The organism is Streptomyces sp. NPDC003635 (assembly GCF_053587635.1).
The window spans coordinates 198,124-214,025 of the sequence record NZ_JBSFOK010000006.1; the positions used below are offsets into that span (position 1 = coordinate 198,124).

Annotated in this window: 19 protein-coding genes and 2 pseudogenes; 4 read left to right on the top strand and 17 right to left on the bottom strand. The window is 71.5% G+C overall.

Going from position 1 to position 15,902, the window contains the following annotated elements; genetic code table 11:
* The first annotated feature begins 48 nt into the window (after positions 1-48).
* Positions 49-975, top strand: a complete 927-nt coding sequence (locus ACWDRW_RS08625; RefSeq protein WP_451721549.1) for an aldo/keto reductase — start codon at positions 49-51, stop codon at positions 973-975.
* Here ACWDRW_RS08625 and ACWDRW_RS08630 read toward each other — a convergent pair.
* The 14 genes and pseudogenes from ACWDRW_RS08630 to ACWDRW_RS08695 all read right to left on the bottom strand — a co-directional run bounded on the left by ACWDRW_RS08630 (position 963) and on the right by ACWDRW_RS08695 (position 9,315).
* Positions 963-1,352, bottom strand: a complete 390-nt coding sequence (locus ACWDRW_RS08630) for a VOC family protein (protein ID WP_451721550.1) — start codon at positions 1,350-1,352, stop codon at positions 963-965. The genes ACWDRW_RS08625 and ACWDRW_RS08630 overlap by 13 nt on opposite strands.
* Before the next feature lie 192 nt (positions 1,353-1,544).
* Positions 1,545-1,931: a gas vesicle protein K gene (locus tag ACWDRW_RS08635; RefSeq protein ID WP_451721551.1), complete on the bottom strand. Its 387-nt coding sequence runs from the start codon at positions 1,929-1,931 to the stop codon at positions 1,545-1,547.
* Positions 1,915-2,169: a gas vesicle protein gene (locus ACWDRW_RS08640; RefSeq protein ID WP_451721552.1), complete on the bottom strand. Its 255-nt coding sequence runs from the start codon at positions 2,167-2,169 to the stop codon at positions 1,915-1,917. The genes ACWDRW_RS08635 and ACWDRW_RS08640 overlap by 17 nt, the downstream gene beginning before the upstream one ends.
* On the bottom strand, positions 2,166-2,945 hold the full coding sequence (locus ACWDRW_RS08645; RefSeq protein WP_451721553.1) for a GvpL/GvpF family gas vesicle protein: 780 nt from the start codon (positions 2,943-2,945) through the stop codon (positions 2,166-2,168). Before ACWDRW_RS08645 ends, ACWDRW_RS08640 begins: the two co-directional genes overlap by 4 nt.
* Complete coding sequence (locus ACWDRW_RS08650) at positions 2,942-3,391, bottom strand: gas vesicle protein (protein WP_451721613.1); 450 nt, start codon at positions 3,389-3,391, stop codon at positions 2,942-2,944. The genes ACWDRW_RS08645 and ACWDRW_RS08650 overlap by 4 nt, the downstream gene beginning before the upstream one ends.
* A gap of 26 nt (positions 3,392-3,417) precedes the next feature.
* Entirely contained in the window at positions 3,418-4,515 is a 1,098-nt protein-coding gene (locus ACWDRW_RS08655) for an SRPBCC family protein (RefSeq protein WP_451721554.1), read from the bottom strand.
* Entirely contained in the window at positions 4,508-5,044 is a 537-nt protein-coding gene (locus ACWDRW_RS08660; RefSeq protein WP_451721555.1) for an ABC transporter substrate-binding protein, read from the bottom strand. The genes ACWDRW_RS08655 and ACWDRW_RS08660 overlap by 8 nt, the downstream gene beginning before the upstream one ends.
* A 19-nt stretch (positions 5,045-5,063) precedes the next feature.
* Positions 5,064-5,387 carry a gas vesicle protein GvpG gene (locus ACWDRW_RS08665; protein ID WP_451721614.1) on the bottom strand — a complete coding sequence of 108 codons (324 nt, stop codon included), beginning with the start codon at positions 5,385-5,387 and terminating at the stop codon, positions 5,064-5,066.
* A 19-nt stretch (positions 5,388-5,406) separates the two neighbouring features.
* Positions 5,407-5,895 carry a gas vesicle protein GvpJ gene (gene gvpJ, locus ACWDRW_RS08670; RefSeq protein ID WP_451721556.1) on the bottom strand — a complete coding sequence of 163 codons (489 nt, stop codon included), beginning with the start codon at positions 5,893-5,895 and terminating at the stop codon, positions 5,407-5,409.
* 32 nt (positions 5,896-5,927) lie between these two features.
* Positions 5,928-6,257: a gas vesicle protein GvpO gene (locus ACWDRW_RS08675; RefSeq protein ID WP_451721615.1), complete on the bottom strand. Its 330-nt coding sequence runs from the start codon at positions 6,255-6,257 to the stop codon at positions 5,928-5,930.
* A gap of 415 nt (positions 6,258-6,672) precedes the next feature.
* A pseudogene (rbsD, locus tag ACWDRW_RS08680) lies at positions 6,673-7,054 on the bottom strand (D-ribose pyranase).
* Entirely contained in the window at positions 7,051-7,953 is a 903-nt protein-coding gene (locus ACWDRW_RS08685) for a ribokinase (RefSeq protein WP_451721557.1), read from the bottom strand. The pseudogene rbsD and the gene ACWDRW_RS08685 overlap by 4 nt, the downstream one beginning before the upstream one ends.
* Positions 7,954-7,987: 34 nt before the next feature.
* Positions 7,988-8,239, bottom strand: a pseudogene (locus tag ACWDRW_RS08690) (substrate-binding domain-containing protein); the annotation flags it as partial.
* A 59-nt stretch (positions 8,240-8,298) separates the two neighbouring features.
* Positions 8,299-9,315 (bottom strand): LacI family DNA-binding transcriptional regulator, encoded by a 1,017-nt coding sequence (locus tag ACWDRW_RS08695; protein WP_451721558.1) that lies wholly within the window; start codon positions 9,313-9,315, stop codon positions 8,299-8,301.
* 149 nt (positions 9,316-9,464) lie between these two features.
* Here ACWDRW_RS08695 and ACWDRW_RS08700 point away from each other — a divergent pair, with 149 nt between their 5' ends.
* Complete coding sequence (locus ACWDRW_RS08700; RefSeq protein WP_451721559.1) at positions 9,465-9,830, top strand: hypothetical protein; 366 nt, start codon at positions 9,465-9,467, stop codon at positions 9,828-9,830.
* 187 nt (positions 9,831-10,017) lie between these two features.
* Here the strand turns inward: ACWDRW_RS08700 and ACWDRW_RS08705 are convergent, their stop codons facing one another.
* The 3 genes from ACWDRW_RS08705 to ACWDRW_RS08715 are packed head-to-tail and all read right to left on the bottom strand — an operon-like array spanning position 10,018 to position 12,468.
* A complete protein-coding gene (locus ACWDRW_RS08705) occupies positions 10,018-10,812 on the bottom strand; it encodes an ABC transporter permease (RefSeq protein ID WP_451721560.1) in 795 nt (264 codons plus the stop codon).
* The gene (locus ACWDRW_RS08710; RefSeq protein WP_451721561.1) at positions 10,809-11,768 is read right to left on the bottom strand and encodes an ATP-binding cassette domain-containing protein; all 960 of its coding nucleotides are present in this window, start codon (positions 11,766-11,768) and stop codon (positions 10,809-10,811) included. The genes ACWDRW_RS08705 and ACWDRW_RS08710 overlap by 4 nt, the downstream gene beginning before the upstream one ends.
* A 28-nt stretch (positions 11,769-11,796) precedes the next feature.
* On the bottom strand, positions 11,797-12,468 hold the full coding sequence (locus tag ACWDRW_RS08715) for a DUF4097 family beta strand repeat-containing protein (protein WP_451721562.1): 672 nt from the start codon (positions 12,466-12,468) through the stop codon (positions 11,797-11,799).
* A 229-nt stretch (positions 12,469-12,697) separates the two neighbouring features.
* Here ACWDRW_RS08715 and ACWDRW_RS08720 point away from each other — a divergent pair, with 229 nt between their 5' ends.
* Both ACWDRW_RS08720 and recD2 read left to right on the top strand, forming a co-directional pair.
* Positions 12,698-13,444 carry a helix-turn-helix domain-containing protein gene (locus tag ACWDRW_RS08720; RefSeq protein WP_451721563.1) on the top strand — a complete coding sequence of 249 codons (747 nt, stop codon included), beginning with the start codon at positions 12,698-12,700 and terminating at the stop codon, positions 13,442-13,444.
* Positions 13,445-13,488: 44 nt separating this feature from the next.
* Positions 13,489-15,720 carry an SF1B family DNA helicase RecD2 gene (gene recD2, locus ACWDRW_RS08725; protein ID WP_451721564.1) on the top strand — a complete coding sequence of 744 codons (2,232 nt, stop codon included), beginning with the start codon at positions 13,489-13,491 and terminating at the stop codon, positions 15,718-15,720.
* Positions 15,721-15,902: the final 182 nt, after the last annotated feature.

Sequence of the window (15,902 nt, forward strand, 5' to 3'; positions counted from 1 at the left end):
ACGGCTGAAAGGTTGGCGGGAGCTTAGCGCCGAGGCGATCCTTCCGGCATGAGGCGAGAGAACGACATCACGGCAGCGGCCGCGGGCACCTGGACCCTCGGTGACCTGGAGGTCAACCGGATCGGCTTCGGCGCGATGCGGCTGCCCCAGTGCGGCGGGGCCCTCGTCCCGGACGCCCTCCCGAGGGACCGCGACCAGGCGATCCGCGTCCTGCGCCGGGCACGGGAGCTGGGCGTGAACCACATCGACACGGCGGCCTTCTACTTCTCCTCCCTGCGCTCGGCGAACGAGCTGATCAACCGGGCGCTGTCCCCGTATCCCGACGACCTCGTCATCGCCACGAAGGTCGGCCCCGGACGGGATCGCTCGGGCCACTGGGAGCAGCACGCGAGGACCCCGGAGGCGCTGCGCGCCCAGGTCGAGGAGAACCTCCGCCAGCTCGGCCGCGACCACCTCGACCTCGTCAACCTCCGGATCGTCGGCACCGATTCGGTCGCCGAGCGCTTCGGCGCCCTGTCCGAGCTGCGCTCAGCGGGCCTGATCCGGCACCTGGGCCTGTCCAATGTCACCCCCGCGCACCTGGCGGAGGCCCAGAAGATCGCCCCGGTGATCTGCGTCCAGAACCAGTACGGTCTCGGCGTCCGCCCCGACCAGGACGCCTTCGTGCGGGAGTGCGGCGAGCAGGGGGTGGCGTTCGTGCCCTTCTACTCCATCGCCGGCCCGCGCCGGGAGGCGGGCGTGGTGGACGCGGGGGAGGGGGAGGACCCGGCGATCCGTGCCGTCGCCGACGCGCACGGGGTCACCCCGGCCCAGATCCGGCTGGCCTGGACGCTGCACCGGGGCCCGCACGTCCTCGCCATCCCCGGCACGGGCGATCCGGACCACCTGACGCAGAACGTGGCGGCGGGCGGACTCCGGCTGAGCGAGGCGGAGTCGGCGCTGCTGGAGCGGCTCCACCGGGGTCAGCCCAGGTAGTCCGTACGCCCCTCGTCGTCCATCTCGAACGGGCCCTCCGGGATGACGCAGAACTCGTTGCCCTCGGGGTCCGCCATCACCAGGAACCCGCCGTCGGCGTACTCCTCCAGCCGCCGCCCGCCCAGCCGCTCGATCCGCCGCTGCTCGGCGGCGGGATCGGGCGAGCTGACGTCGAAGTGCATCCGGTTCTTGCCCCGCCCGGGCTCCCCGACCCGCTGGAAGCCGAGCCCGAGCCCCTGCTCCCGGCGCAGCCACACATAAGGCCCGGTGCGGCCGACCACGGGTCTGCCGAGCACCTCGGACCAGAACGCGGCCAGCCGCTCGGGGTCGAGGGCGTCGACGACGAGGGCGTTGATCCGCAGGGACGAGTCCGCCATGCCCCCATGCTGCCAGGCCCCGGCGAACTGCTTCACCGCCCGCAGGCCCTTGGGGGACCCTCGCTGTCGCGCGCCTGGCGAAGAACCGCGGAGCCCAGCGCCGCCGACCGCACGCCCGGTACCGGCAGCTCGGCCAGCGCCAGGACCGGCGGGCGCGCACCGGCCGGGCCCGCCGAATCGGCGGGGGCTCGATCACTGCGGGGGCAGCAGTGGACCGAGAGGCCCGAGGTCGAGATTGAGGTCCTCCAGGGTGAGGCCGTAGCGGTCGCACAGCTCCGCCATGCGGTCGTGCAGCAGCATCAGCGTCAGCCCGAGCCGCTCCTCCTGCTCCTCGGTCAGATTGCCCTGGTCGACGCGGTGCAGGGCCTGCCGCTCCATCAGCTGGCGCAGCAGCTCGACGATGGTGAGGACCAGCCGGACCAGGTCCCGCTCGACGGTGTCCGGATCGGCGTGCAGCCGGCGCGCGGCGGACTGTCCGGCGGAGGGCCGCGGGACCTCGTCCGGCCGGGCCGGGAGCAGCGAGAACGCGCGGCTCGCGGCCTCGGACACCTCCCGCAGCCGGTCATCCGGGTTCGTCACCGTCGCCACCGTCCTTCGGGGCCGCGGGCAGCGGCCACTGCTCCGCCAGCTGCTCGCGCACGGCGACCACCACCGCGCGCAGCGAGACCCGCACCAGGTCGATGTCGGCGATCGACAGCACGACATCGCCCGTGATCACCACTCCGCCGCTCAGCAGCCGGTCGAGCAGGTCGATCAGCGCCACCTGCCGCCCGCTGATCGGCCGGTCGTCATGGAGGGGCGCGTCGTACCCGCTCATCGCAGCCCGGGCCCTTCGGGCAGCACCGCGAAGGAGTACGGCGCCCAGGGGCCGGTGACCTCGACCCGGACGCCGGGCACACCGTCGGCCGCGTGCAGCATCCGGCCCCGGAACTCCTCGGCGAGCCGGAGCGGGACGAGATAGGCGTCGTTGGCCACGTTCTCCCCGGGTCCCTCGGCCAGGTCACCGGACTGCGGCCGGTGCCGGGCCCGGTCCACGGCCAGCGCGCGGGCCTCCTCCTCGGTCCGCCGTACGACGGCCTCGGCGGACCGCCAGACCTCCTCGCGGGTGCGGTACTGCTGTCGGCGCTGCCGAAGATAGGCGCGGCCCGACTCCGGCTCGGAGGCGGCGGCCGTGGCGGGCGCGGCCTCCGCGTACACCTTCACTCCCCACTCCACATGGCCCGCCAGCCGGCCCAGCAGCGTGGCGAAGACCTCCTGACGCTCGCTCAGCATCTCCGCGACCCGGGCCTCGTCGTGGTACACGGTGGCCAGTCGCAGGGGCAGGACCGCGGTCCGCGTGGCCAGGGTGTCGACGACGAAGTGATGGGCGCGGGCCGTCTCCGAGAGCCAGTCCAGGTCCTCCAGGCGCCGCTTCAGCGCCTCCTCCGAGAACTCCTCGCCGGACACCTCGCTGACCGCCGCGGACACTGCCCCCGAGCGCACGAACGTCACCGGCGCCCCGGCCACCCCGCGCAATCCGGCCGGTGCCGGGGACGCCGCCGTTTCGGCCGGGGCCGGGACGACGGCGTAGACGTAGCTCGCCCGGCCGCTCACGGCTCCTGGTCCCCGTCCTCGGCGTCCCTCGCCCTGCGCCGGGTGCGCCGTGGCTCCTTGGCGGGCTCTCGTTCCGTCTCACGGGACCGGCGGGTGCGCGGCGGGAGTTCGGCCGGGGACTCCTCCACGCGTCGGCGCAGCTCCTTGACCTCGGCCCGCAGCTTTCTGTTCTGCTCCTCCAGGCGGTCGCGGTCCTCGTGCCGGTCGTGCGCGCGGGAGGACAGCGCGGGGTCGTGCTCCCACCAGTCGATGCCGATCTCCTTGGCCTTGTCCACGGAAGCCACGAGGAGGCGGATCTTGACCGTGAGGAGTTCGATGTCGAGCAGGTTGATCCTGATGTCGCCGGCGATGACGATGCCCTTGTCGAGCACGCGCTCGAGGATGTCGGCCAGGTTGGACCCGGACTGCTGGCCGCCGTACGGGGAGAAGCCCCCGGACGAGGACATGCCGCCGGAGCGGGGCGCGGGTTGGTTCACGATGTCCTCGACCTGTCGTCACGGACGTCGTCGGAGCCGCCGTCCTCGTCCTCGTACTCGTCTTCCTCGTCCTCGTCCCAGTCGTCCTCCTCCGGCTCCTCTTCCTCTTCCTCGTCGTACGCGTCCTCCGCGTCCTCCGCGTCCTCCGCGTCCTCGTCGTCCTCCGTGTCGTACCGCTCCTCGTCCTCCTCCTGCGCCTCCTCGTCGGAGCGCACCACCTCACTGTCGCGGATCTCCCCGCGCCAGCTTCCGGTGGCCTCGCCGCGCATGGTCACGAAGCTGCGGTAGAGCTTCAGGTCGAGCCGTGCGCGACGGCCCTGTGCCCGCCACAGGCTGCCGATCCGCTCGATCGGACCCTGGGGGAAGTAGCGCAGGACGAGCAGCACCTTGGTGAGGTTCTCGCCGAGCGGATGGAAGGTGACGACGCCCTTGGTGGTGCCCTTGGGGCCCTCGGACGTCCAGGCGATCCGCTCGTCGGGCACCTGTTCGGTGACGGTCCCCTGCCACCGGCGGCTCGCCTTGGCCACCTTGACGTGCCAGCTCGTGGTGGTCTCGTCCTTCTGCTGGACATCGACCACGCCCTTGGTGAACCGGGCGAACTCCTGGAACTGCGTCCACTGGTTGTAGGCCTCACGCACCGGGACACCCACGTTGATGTCCTCGATGATGGTCAGCCCCTTGCCCCCGGCGTCCGGGGTCTTGTCCTGCGTCTTCTTCCTGGCACCCCCGAGCCCGTGCTGCCCTACGTCCTTGGCCTTGTCGACCACGCTGTCCTTGGCGTGGGCGGCCGTGTCCTTGGCACGCGTGGCCGTCGAGGACAGGGCCTCGCCCCCCGGCAGGCGGTCGCGGACCCGCCGGGCGCCGCGCGCAGCCGCCGAGGTCAGCGCGCCCGGTCCGACACGGGCCTCACCGAGCTTTTTCGCGCCCGTGTCCATCCGGTGCCCCATGTTCTCCAGCGCGGTCTGGACGCGGGCCTCGACGTACTGCTGCAGCTCCTCTTTCAGCCGGTCCGTGCCCTGCGGCTGCCCTGCCTTGCCGGCGGCCTTGGTGCCGGCGCCCCCGGAACCGCGGCCCGTGTCCCTTCCCTCAGCCATCGTCCCGGCTCCTCGTTCGAGAGGTACCGCTGCGCGAGCGGCCCTGCGCGGAGGACTTCCTCTTCTTCGCCCGGTCCGTGCCCGTGCCCTGGCCGGAGCTCCGGCGCCGGGTCTTGGCCCGGGGCTGCTCCTCCTCGTCGTCCTGTTCCGGCTCTTCCTCCGCCGGCTCTTCCTCCTCTTCCTCCTCCGGCTCCTCCGCCTCGTCCGTCTCTTCCGGTTCCTCGTCCTCGGCCGCGCGTCCCTTCTCCCGCAGTCCGCTGGTGCGGTCGTGCAGGGCGTCGGCCAGGTGGTCGGCCTTCGCCGTCAGCACGGAGGTGGCCGCCGCCTTCCCGGCACCGGTCAGTTCGGTCCGTACCTGTTTGGTGAGGGTGTTGACGAAGGGAGACCCCTGGAGCGTCTTGCCGAGCTGTGCGGGGTTGACCCGCGACCCGGCCAGCGCCGCCCCGAGCCCGAGCGCGAGCTTGGCCCTCTTCGTCCGGCCCAGCACGTACCCGCCCAGGAAAGCCGCGCCGATCTTGGCGTTGTTCATGGCCTTTCCTCTTTCTGCCTCACGGTCCCTGAAGCCCGGCTCGCCGTACCTGGTACGCCCTGATCTCCTCCAGGCGCCGCAACAGCGCCTCCTCCTGTGCTTCGAACTCCTCCTCGTCGCACTCGCCCGCGTCCCACGCCCGGCCCAGCTTCACCAGGGCCTCCTGCACGGGGGCGGGGTCGTAGTACTCGTCCTCGGCGGTCCGGACCACTTTGTCGAGTACCCAGCCCACGCCACGAAACGGGGCGAATGGTGACAGAAGAATCTCCTTGACCACTCCCACGGCGCCTCCCGGGCTCAGACGAAGCTGTGCGGGGCAGCGGCCCGCGCAGCCGGACCCCACGCCCTCGGACATGGCGCGCTCACTCCTCCCGGTCCCTGCCGGAGTGCCGGTCCCTGCCGGAGTCCCCGTCCCTGCCCCTGGACGAGTCCCGGTCCCGCGAGGGACGGCGGCCCGAGCCTCGCTCGGCATGCTCGGGCTCCTTCTCGCGGCCCCTGGTGAGCGAGTCGGTGACCGATTCGGCCGCGCCTGTCAGCGCCCCCTTGCTCTCGCCCTTCGCGCCACCCTCCGTGATGCCTTGGACGACATCGGTGAGCTGCGCCGGAGCCTTGTCGCGCGCTTCCAGATCCAGCCGGTTGCACGCCTCGGCGAAGCGCAGATAGGTGTCGACGCTGGCGACGACGACCCGGACGTCGACCTTCGCGATCTCGATGCCCACGAGGGACACCCGCACGAACGCGTCGATGACCAGACCCCGGTCGAGGACGAGTTCCAGCACGTCATAGAGGTTTCCCGAACCGCCGCCGCCACCGGCGGCGCCCCCGCTGTTGGCCTGTGGCACCACAGTCATGGTGTGCTTCCCTTCCAGCGAAGGGAACCGGTCTACCGGCCGTCCGCCCTGTCGACCTGCGCACGCGTGTAACGACGCCCGCGCTCGTACGCCAACAGCTGTCCTGCGGGATCCAGTTTCACCTGGTAGCTGGCCATCACACTGGTCGTGTCGGGGATGCGCTCCAGCTCCAGGACCTCGACGTCGGCTTCCCAGCCCTGGTCGGTCGGCTTCAGCGCCGAGACGGACTCGGGGGTCCTGCCCAGCAGCTCACTCAGCTGCTCCATCGCGCTGCGCATCGCCTCCGGGGCGGACAACCGCTCCTCGGACGCTGCCTGCCGGGATGAGGGACGAGCCTTCCTCGGCTCTCGGTCGCTCGTGATCGCTCACCTTCTCACTTTCGTTCCATCATCGCCCCGCCCCCGCCTCTCCTGCCAACCGGAAAATTTCTCCGGAAGCCGTGCAACCCTTCCCGGGGGTCGCGGGTCGTACTTGGTGTCAGAACTTCTTGGAGGGGGATCTGGGGGGATCGCGGGGGGTTCTGATACGGAGGGGAAAGCGCGAGGGGGCCGGGTCGACGGACCGGGCCCCCTCGAAGCATGTCCGGGGCGCGAGGGCCTGCCGGACCGTCGCCCAGTGCCGCGTCAGGCAACGTTCGCCCCGTCGCGTCGCCCGGCACGCACTCTCGCCGCACCGGGCACAAGCCCAGGTACGTCCAGTACGAGGGCTTGCACCCGGCACGCCGAGAGCACGCACCGGACGCCGCTCCTTGACGGGCAAACGTTGCCTGACGCGGCACTAGAAGAACACTCCGCAGCGCAGCAGCACGTTCGCGTACGGCCGCGCCTCTGCGGTGCGGACGACCAGACGCGCGTCCCGCGACAGCTCCTTGAGCCGCTCGTGCGGGACCAGGAGCAGTCCGGGGAAGTGTCCGTCCAGCAGGGTGGCCGCCGCCGGATTGGCCTCGCGCACCTCCCACGCGGCCGTGGCCCCCTCCACCGTCCAACAGCCCCGCCACCACCTCGGCGAAGGACGGCACCCCGGCCCGGAACGCCAGATCGACGACCCGGGGCCCTGCGGGCACCGGCATGCCCACGTCGCACACCAGCACCCCGTCCCCGTGCCCCAACTCGGCCAGCGCCCCGGCGAGATGACGGTTCAGGATGCCCGCCCTCCTCACCGGGCCTCGACCTCGGCCGCCGTCGGGAAGGACGCCTGCGCGCCCTCCTTCGTGACCGCCGCCGCGCCCACCCGGGCCGCGTAGGCCGCCGCCTCGGGGAGGGTGGCTCCGGCACCCAGGCGGTACGCCAGCGCCGCGGTGAACGCGTCCCCCGCGCCGGTCGTGTCCACGGCCGCCACCTTCACGGCCGGAATCCGGGCCACACCGTCGGCGGAGGCCACCAGCGCCCCCGCCGCGCCCAGCGTCACCACCACCGACCGCGGGCCCTTCGCCAGCAGCAGCCGCGCCCAGTCCGACGGCTCCTCGCTCACCCGGGAGTCGCCCAGGATCACCCTCGCCTCGTGCTCGTTGACGATCAGCGGATCGCAGGCGGCCAGCACCTCCGAGGGCAGCGGCCGCGGCGGCGACGGGTTCAGCACGAACCGGCTGCCCTCCGCCAGGTTCCTTACCACCTCCGCGACCGTCTCCAGCGGGATCTCCAGCTGCGCGGAGACCACCCGCGAGGCCTGGAACAGGCTCGCGGCGGCCCGTACGTCCCCCGGCTCGAGCCGGCCGTTGGCGCCGGGGGAGACCACGATGCTGTTGTCCCCGGACGGGTCCACGGTGATCAGCGCCACCCCGGTCGGCGCACCGCCGACCAGCACGCCCACCGTGTCCACCCCGGCCCGCCGCTGGGAGTCCAGCAGCAACGTGCCGTACGCGTCGTCGCCGACCCGGGCCAGCAGCGCCGTACGGGCCCCGAGCCGGGCCGCGGCGACCGCCTGGTTCGCGCCCTTGCCGCCCGGGTGGACGGCGAGGTCGGAGCCGAGCACGGTCTCGCCCGCGCCAGGCCTGCGTTCCACGCCGATCACCAGGTCGGCGTTGGCCGATCCCACGACCAGGAGGTCGTAGTCGTACATGAGTCGTCTCCCCTGCGGAGGCCTCGCGGGCCCGTCAGTCCTGCCCGAACTCGGCCACGTTCTCCTTCGTGACCACCTTCACCGGCACCATCACCGACCTCTCGACCTGGTCGCCCCCGGCGGTCTTCACGGCGTTGCGCACCGCGATCCTGCCCAGTTCCGCCGGCTGCTGCGCGACGGAGGCGTACAACGTGCCCTCCTCGACGGCCTGCAGCCCGTCCTCGGTTCCGTCGAACCCGATGACCTGGACGGACTTGCCGGCCTTCGCGCCGAGCGCCTTGATCGCGACCACGCCCGGGAAGGTCTTCCGGATGCCCTCGATGCGCAGCAACTCGTCCGGGTCGCTCACGACTTGCTCCTCTTCTGTACGGGGTCCTCGCCGCACGAGCGGCGTACGACGAGGCGGGCGGGGAGGGTGACGGACTCGCCGGCCCGGCCCTCGATGCGGTCGACCAGGGCCCGTACGGCGGCCCGGCCCAGCTCGCCCGTGGGCTGGGCGATCGCGGTGATCGGCGGATCGGTGTGCACGAACCACGGGATGTCGTCGAACGCGGCGAGCGCGAGGTCGTGCGGAATCCGCAGCCCACGCGCGCGTACGGCGTCCAGGGCGCCGAGCGCCATCAGGTTGTCGGCGGCGAACACGACCTCGGGCGGCTCGGGCAGGTCGAGGAAGCCCTCGGTGACCCGGCGGCCGCTCTCGGCCTGGAAGTCGCCCTGGCCGATGCAGGCGTCGGGCAGTTCGAGGCCGTACGCCTGGAGCGCCTCCCGGAAGGACTCCACGCGCTCGCGTCCGGTGGTGGTGGCGGCGGGGCCCGCGATGATGGCGAGCCGCCGGTGCCCGAGGGAGTGCAGATGCGCGACCAGATCGCGCACGGCGGCCCGGCCGTCGGACCGCACGACCGGCACCTCGACACCCGGGATCCACCGGTCCACGAAGACCATCGGGGTGCCGGCCCGGGCGGCGTCCAGCATCAGCGGGGAGCCGCCGTCGGTGGGGGAGACGAGGAGTCCGTCGATGCGCCGGTCGAGCAGGTTCCGCACGTGGTGGTCCTGGAGCTCCGGCCGCTCGTCGGCGTTGCCGATGATGACGCTGTAGCCGAGGGCGCGGGCCTCCTCCTCGACGGAGCGGGCCAGTTCGGTGAAGTACGGGTTGAGCACGTCGCTGATGACCAGGCCGAGGGTGTGGGTCTGGTCGGTTCGCAGGGAACGGGCGACGGCGTTCGGGCGGTAGCCCAGCGCCGCCACCGCGGCCAGTACGCGGGTGCGCGCGTGGGCGCTGACCGACGGGTGGTCGTTCAGGACGCGCGAGACCGTGGCGACGGAGACGCCCGCCTCGGCGGCGACGTCCTTGATGCTCGCCATCGCCGTCCCACCTCCTCGTGGAAACGCTGGAATCGATTACATCGACCTTCGTAGGGAGGATTGGAATCGATTACACGGCGCCTGACAAGCCCAGGACACCGGATCGTGATGTTCTGGAAGTCCGGCATCCGTTTCCTCGAGGAGAAGCCATGACAGCGGCGGCGCGGAACGACGTACCCATAGCGATGGAAGGCGGCGGGGTGGAACTGCGCACCCAGCCGATCGGCGGCGGCCTGTCCGTCGGCTACATCCGGCTCCCCGAGGGGACGGACATGGGCCCCGCGATGAAGGGCCTCCCCGACGACGCGTGCCAGTGCCCGCACTGGGGCTACCTCCTCAAGGGCCGCCTGCGGATGCGCACACCGGACGGCGAGCACACCTACGAGGCCGGCCAGGCCTACTACTGGGCCCCCGGCCATGTCCCCGTCGCCCTGGAGGACTGCGAACTGGTGGAGTTCTCGCCCACGGAGGACTTCGACGAGGTCATCAACCACGTGAAGGCGCAAGCGGGTTGAGACTCCGGCGGGCCGGCATGACGGCGTGACCGAACTGCCCTGGGGCGACGTGAGCGACCGTTTCGGGGGCAGTGCCCGAACCCGCGGCGCGGGAACGCCGACAGGGCGGCGTGCGCCGACCTGGTGTCGGGGTCACGCCGCCCTGGGACGGGACGGGTCGCGGGAAGTCGCCCGCGTCGTCATGGCGTCACTTCTGGTCCTGGTTGAACTTGGCGGTCGACCAGAAGTAGCCGAGCACCGAGAGCCCGAGGCACCAGGTGAGGGCCAGCCAGCCGTTGTGGCCGATCTCGGTGCCGAGGAGGAGGCCGCGCAGCGTCTCGATGGCGGGAGTGAAGGGCTGGTACTCGGCGATCGGCCGGAACCAGCCGGGCATCGAGTCGACCGGGGTGAAGGCGCTGGACAGCAGCGGCAGCAGGATCAGCGGCAGCGCGGTGTTGCTGGCGGCCTCGGCGTTCGGGCTGATCAGGCCCATGCCGACCGCGATCCAGGTGAGGGCCAGGGCGAACAGCACCAGCAGTCCGAAGGCGGCCAGCCACTCCACGACCGTGGCGTCCGTGGAGCGGAAGCCGATGGCCACACCCACGGCGCCCACCAGGACCACGCTCACCACCGACTGCAGCACGCTGCCGATGACATGCCCGACGAGCACCGAGGGCCGGTGGATCGCCATCGTGCGGAACCGGGCGATGATCCCCTCGGACATGTCGGTGGAGACGGACACCGCCGTCCCGATGGTGGTGCTGCCGATGGTCATCAGCAGCAGACCGGGGACGAGGTAGGCGACGTAAGCGGCGCGGTCCGGCGCACCGCCCGTGAGCCCGGCGCTCATCGTGTCGCCGAAGATGTAGACGAACAGCAGCAGCAGCATGATCGGCGTGAGCAGCAGGTTCAGCGTGAGGGACGGATAGCGCCGCGCGTGCAGGAGGTTGCGCCGCAGCATCGTGGACGAGTCCCGCAGGGCCAGGGACAGGTGGGTGCTCATCGGGCGTTCTCCTTGGTCTGGTGGGGGACCCGCGCGTCGCCGCCGGTCAGGGCGAAGAAGACGTCGTCGAGGTCGGGGGTGTGCACGGTCAGCTCGTCGGCCTCGATGCCGACCGAGTCCAGCCAGTCGAGGACGGCGCGCAGTTCACGCTGGCTGCCGTCGCTCGGCAGCCGGAGGGACAGGGACTCGTCGTCCTGGGTGCCCTCGCGCAGGGCGGCGACGGCGCTCCGGTACGCGGCCGGGTCGGTGAAGCGGAGCCGGATGTGCCCGCCCGGGATCAGGCGCTTGAGCTCGTCGGCCGTGCCCTCGGCGGCGATCCGGCCGTCGTTCAGCACGGCGATGCGGTCGGCCAGTTCATCGGCCTCCTCCAGGTACTGCGTGGTGAGGAAGACCGTGGTGCCGCCGGAGACCAGCTCCCTGATGATCTGCCACATGCTGTGCCGGGCCCGCGGGTCGAGCCCGGTGGTCGGCTCGTCGAGGAAGATGATCCGCGGGTCGCCGACCAGCGTCATGGCGATGTCCAGGCGCCGCTTCATGCCACCCGAGTAGGTGGACGCGGGCTTCGCCGCCGCCTCGACGAGGTCGAAGCGCTCCAGCAGTTCCGCCGCGACCCTGCGTCCCTCCTGCTTGGAGAGGTGGTGCAGGTCGGCCATGAGGAGCATGTTCTCCTCGCCGGTGATCAGGCCGTCCACCGCGGAGAACTGCCCGGTGACCCCGATCGCGGCGCGCACGGCCTGCGGTGCGGCGGCGAGGTCGTGCCCGCCGACCCGGACACTGCCGGCGTCGGCGGAGATCAGCGTGGAGAGGATCTTCACGACGGTGGTCTTGCCGGCGCCGTTCGGGCCCAGCAGGGAGAAGACGGTCCCCTCGGGGACGACCAGGTCGATGCCGTCGAGGACGAGCTTGTCGCCGTAGGACTTGCGCAGTCCGTGCGCGGCGATGGCCGGGTTGGTCATGGTGGGTTCTCCTGAAGAGGACGGGCGGTCAGAGGCTGCGGGCGGTGATGTCGCCGTAGGCGGTGGTGGCGCGGATGTTCAGGCCCGCGCCGGGGCCGGCGCTGTTCTTGAGGGCGTTGTGGACGCGGCCGTAGCCGGTGCCGGCGTCCAGGGAGGCGGAGACCCCGTGGGCGGCGCCGACCGTCACGTCGCCCATCTGGGTCTCCAGCACGACGGTGCCGCCGAGGGCCTCGGTGATCCGGATGTCGCCCTTCTGGGTGCTGATCTCGGCGGGGCCGTTGAGGCGGCCGACCGTGATGTCGCCGTCGTGGGCGGTGAGGCGGATGCTCGCGGCCTCGTCGAGCTTGATCGCGCCGCGCGCGCCGTCGAAGGTGACGTCCCCGAGCCGTCCGACGGCCCGGAACTCGGCGGCGGCCGACTTCGCCTCGACCCGCGAACCGGTGGGCACCTGGACCGTCACCTCGACGGCGCCGGAGGGGCCGAAGTACTGGTTCCGCGCCGCCGGAGCCGCGATGCGCAGGACGCCGTCGTCGTACTCGACCGTGACCTGTTCCGCCGCCCTCACGTCCCGGCGCTTGGCGGTGTCGACGGGCCGGATGTCGACGGTGGCGTCGGCGCGGTCGGCGGCGATGACCTGGACGCGCCCGGCGGGGATGTCGACGACGGCCGAGACCGGGGCGGTGGTGTCGAACTTGTTCATCGTGCTCTCCTCGTGTGCGGTCCGTTTCCGACATCGAAAACGCTACGTTGCATTCAAAGATCGGGCAACAAGCATGTTGCGAAGAAGAGTGATAATCGCAGTTCAGATGTAGGAAATTGTTGCAATGGCCGGTGATTTAACGCAATGACGCTTCGTGCGTGCGTTGCAATGGAGTGGCAGTGAACGCTATGCTGACGGCGTCAGGCAGCACATGGGAAGGGAGACCCCGATGCCGGGAGGCAGGCTCACCCAGCAGGAACGTCAGCAGATCGCCGTGGGTCTGGGCGACGGCCTCGCCTACGCGGAGATCGCCAGGCGCCTCGACCGCCCCACCTCGACGATCACCCGCGAGGTCCAGCGCAACGGCGGCCCCACCGGCTACCGCTCCGACCTGGCCCACCGCGCCACCGAGCGCCGCACCCACCGCCGCAGGCAGACCGCTCCCCGCGGCGCGCAGGCGGCCCCACTCCCGCACGGCCGCGACCCCGAGGCCGTGCGGGAGTACGAGGAGACGTTCACGACCCTGTTCATGGCGCAGGGTGTGCCCAAGATGATGGCCCGGGTGCTGACCAGCCTCTTCACCGCCGACGCGGGCAGCCTCACCGCCGCCGAACTCGTCGAGAAGCTCCAGGTCAGCCCGGCCTCCGTGTCCAAGGCGGTCGCCTTCCTCGAGGCCCAGGGCCTCATCCGCCGGGAACGCGACGAGCGCCGCCGCGAGCGCTACGTCGTCGACGACGACGTCTGGTACCAGTCGACGATCTCCAGTGCCCACGGCATCGCCCAGGTTGCCGACACCGCCCGCCAGGGCGTCACCGTCCTCGGCCCCGGCACCCCGGCCGCCGCCCGCCTGGAGAACATCGCCCGCTTCAGCGACTTCATCAGCGAGAGCATCCTGCGCGCCGCCGAACAGGTCCGCGAGGTGCTCTACACGAAGCCCGCGCCGCCGGCCCCGGAGGCCGAAGGACCCGGGTCCTGAGGGAGCGGTGACCCGCTGTCACACCCGGGCGGTACCGTCGGATCATGTCCAATCTGGCGGTGGTCGAAGGGGTACTCGAGCGCATCACGTACGCGAACGAGGAGAACGGCTACACGGTCGCCCGCGTCGACACCGGCCGCGGCGGCGGTGACCTCCTCACCGTCGTCGGCGCGCTGCTCGGCGCCCAGGTTGGCGAGTCCCTGCGGATGGAGGGCCGCTGGGGCTCCCATCCCCAGTACGGCAAGCAGTTCACTGTCGAGAACTACACCACCGTCCTCCCGGCCACCGTCCAGGGCATCCGCCGCTACCTCGGCTCCGGTCTGGTCAAGGGCATCGGACCGGTCTTCGCCGACCGGATCACCCAGCACTTCGGCCTGGACACCCTGACGATCATCGAGGAGGAGCCCAAGCGGCTCATCGAGGTCCCCGGGCTCGGCCCGAAGCGGACCAGGAAGATCGCCGACGCCTGGGAGGAACAGAAGGCGATCAAGGAGGTCATGCTCTTCCTCCAGACCGTCGAGGTGTCCACCTCCATCGCCGTGCGCATCTACAAGAAGTACGGCGACGCCTCCATCTCCGTCGTGAAGAACCAGCCCTACCGGCTCGCCGCCGACGTCTGGGGCATCGGCTTCCTCACCGCCGACAAGATCGCCCAGTCCGTCGGCATCCCGCACGACAGCCCGGAGCGGGTCAAGGCGGGCCTGCAGTACGCGCTGTCCCAGTCGAGCGACCAGGGCCACTGCTATCTCCCCGAGGAACGGCTGATCGCCGACGCGGTGAAGCTGCTCCAGGTCGACACCGGGCTCGTCATCGAGTGCCTCGCCGAACTGGCCGTGCCGGACGAGGAGGGCGGCGACCCGGGCGTCGTGCGGGAGAAGGTGCCCGGGGAGCACGGCGAGTCCGTCACCGCCGTCTACCTCGTCCCCTTCCACCGCGCCGAACTCTCCCTCGCCGCCCAGCTGCTGCGCCTGCTGCGCACCGAGGAGGACCGGATGCCGTCGTTCCGGGACGTGGCCTGGGACAAGGCGCTGGCCTGGCTGAAGGGCCGTACCGGCACCGAGCTCGCCCCCGAGCAGGAGGCCGCCGTCAAGCTGGCGCTGACCAAGAAGGTCGCCGTGCTGACCGGCGGCCCCGGCTGCGGCAAGTCCTTCACCGTGCGCTCGGTCGTCGAACTGGCCCGCGCCAAGAAGGCGAAGGTCGTCCTCGCCGCTCCCACCGGCCGCGCCGCCAAGCGCCTCGCCGAACTCACCGGCGCCGAGGCCTCCACCGTGCACCGCCTGCTGGAGCTCAAGCCCGGCGGGGACGCGGCCTACGACCGGGACCGGCCGCTGGACGCCGACCTGGTGGTGGTGGACGAGGCGTCGATGCTGGACCTGCTGCTCGCCAACAAGCTGGTGAAGGCCGTCCCGCCGGGGGCTCATCTCCTCTTCGTCGGGGACGTCGACCAGCTGCCCAGCGTCGGGGCGGGGGAGGTGCTCCGGGACCTGCTGGCCGACGGCAGCCCCGTCCCCGCCGTCCGCCTCACCCGGGTCTTCCGCCAGGCCCAGCAGTCCGGGGTGGTCACCAACGCGCACCGGATCAACTCCGGGCAGCACCCCGTCACCGACGGCATGAAGGACTTCTTCCTCTTCGTCGAGGACGACACCGAGGAGGCCGGACGACTGACGGTGGACGTGGCTGCACGGCGGATTCCGGCCAAGTTCGGGCTCGACCCGCGCCGGGACGTCCAGGTGCTCGCGCCCATGCACCGGGGCCCCGCCGGCGCCGGCACCCTCAACGGCCTGCTCCAGCAGGCCATCACGCCCGGTCGCCCCGATCTGCAGGAGAAGCGGTTCGGCGGGCGGGTCTTCCGCGTCGGCGACAAGGTCACCCAGATTCGCAACAATTACGACAAGGGCGCGAACGGCGTCTTCAACGGCACCGTCGGCGTGGTCACCTCGCTCGACCCGGTCGACCAGCGGCTGACGGTCCGCACGGACGAGGACGAGGAGGTGCCGTACGAGTTCGACGAACTGGACGAGCTGGCGCACGCGTACGCGGTCACCATCCACCGCTCCCAGGGCAGCGAGTACCCGGCGGTGGTGATCCCGGTCACCACGGGCGCGTGGATGATGCTCCAGCGCAATCTGCTCTACACGGCCGTCACCCGGGCGAAGCGGCTGGTCGTGCTCGTCGGCTCGCGCAAGGCGATCGGACAGGCGGTGCGCACGGTGTCGGCGGGACGGCGCTGCACGGCCCTGGACTTCAGGCTCGCACCACGCGCGCTGGAGGTCTGAGTGCCACCCTCTGGCCCGGTGAGAGCCCTGCTCTCAGCCTGGTTCTGGGAGGGGTGAGAGAAATTTGATCGATCAAACGAGTCGTAAAGGTCACAGAGCCCTTCCGGATGCCGGTCCGTAGGGGGCAGGATGAGCAGGTTGGCGGCACTGAGTGCCGTCAATAAGCCCAATGGTCGACCCCG

Bases quoted from the DNA above. Each gene is read 5' to 3' on its own strand.
- ACWDRW_RS08625 (WP_451721549.1), top strand. From the start codon at position 49: ATGAGGCGAGAGAACGACATCACGGCAGCGGCCGCGGGCACCTGGACC.
- ACWDRW_RS08630 (WP_451721550.1), bottom strand. From the start codon at position 1,352: ATGGCGGACTCGTCCCTGCGGATCAACGCCCTCGTCGTCGACGCCCTC.
- ACWDRW_RS08640 (WP_451721552.1), bottom strand. From the start codon at position 2,169: ATGAGCGGGTACGACGCGCCCCTCCATGACGACCGGCCGATCAGCGGG.
- ACWDRW_RS08650 (WP_451721613.1), bottom strand. From the start codon at position 3,391: ATGTCCTCGTCCGGGGGCTTCTCCCCGTACGGCGGCCAGCAGTCCGGG.
- ACWDRW_RS08655 (WP_451721554.1), bottom strand. From the start codon at position 4,515: ATGGCTGAGGGAAGGGACACGGGCCGCGGTTCCGGGGGCGCCGGCACC.
- ACWDRW_RS08660 (WP_451721555.1), bottom strand. From the start codon at position 5,044: ATGAACAACGCCAAGATCGGCGCGGCTTTCCTGGGCGGGTACGTGCTG.
- gvpJ (WP_451721556.1), bottom strand. From the start codon at position 5,895: ATGACTGTGGTGCCACAGGCCAACAGCGGGGGCGCCGCCGGTGGCGGC.
- ACWDRW_RS08685 (WP_451721557.1), bottom strand. From the start codon at position 7,953: ATGTACGACTACGACCTCCTGGTCGTGGGATCGGCCAACGCCGACCTG.
- ACWDRW_RS08695 (WP_451721558.1), bottom strand. From the start codon at position 9,315: ATGGCGAGCATCAAGGACGTCGCCGCCGAGGCGGGCGTCTCCGTCGCC.
- ACWDRW_RS08700 (WP_451721559.1), top strand. From the start codon at position 9,465: ATGACAGCGGCGGCGCGGAACGACGTACCCATAGCGATGGAAGGCGGC.
- ACWDRW_RS08705 (WP_451721560.1), bottom strand. From the start codon at position 10,812: ATGAGCACCCACCTGTCCCTGGCCCTGCGGGACTCGTCCACGATGCTG.
- ACWDRW_RS08710 (WP_451721561.1), bottom strand. From the start codon at position 11,768: ATGACCAACCCGGCCATCGCCGCGCACGGACTGCGCAAGTCCTACGGC.
- ACWDRW_RS08715 (WP_451721562.1), bottom strand. From the start codon at position 12,468: ATGAACAAGTTCGACACCACCGCCCCGGTCTCGGCCGTCGTCGACATC.
- ACWDRW_RS08720 (WP_451721563.1), top strand. From the start codon at position 12,698: ATGCCGGGAGGCAGGCTCACCCAGCAGGAACGTCAGCAGATCGCCGTG.
- recD2 (WP_451721564.1), top strand. From the start codon at position 13,489: ATGTCCAATCTGGCGGTGGTCGAAGGGGTACTCGAGCGCATCACGTAC.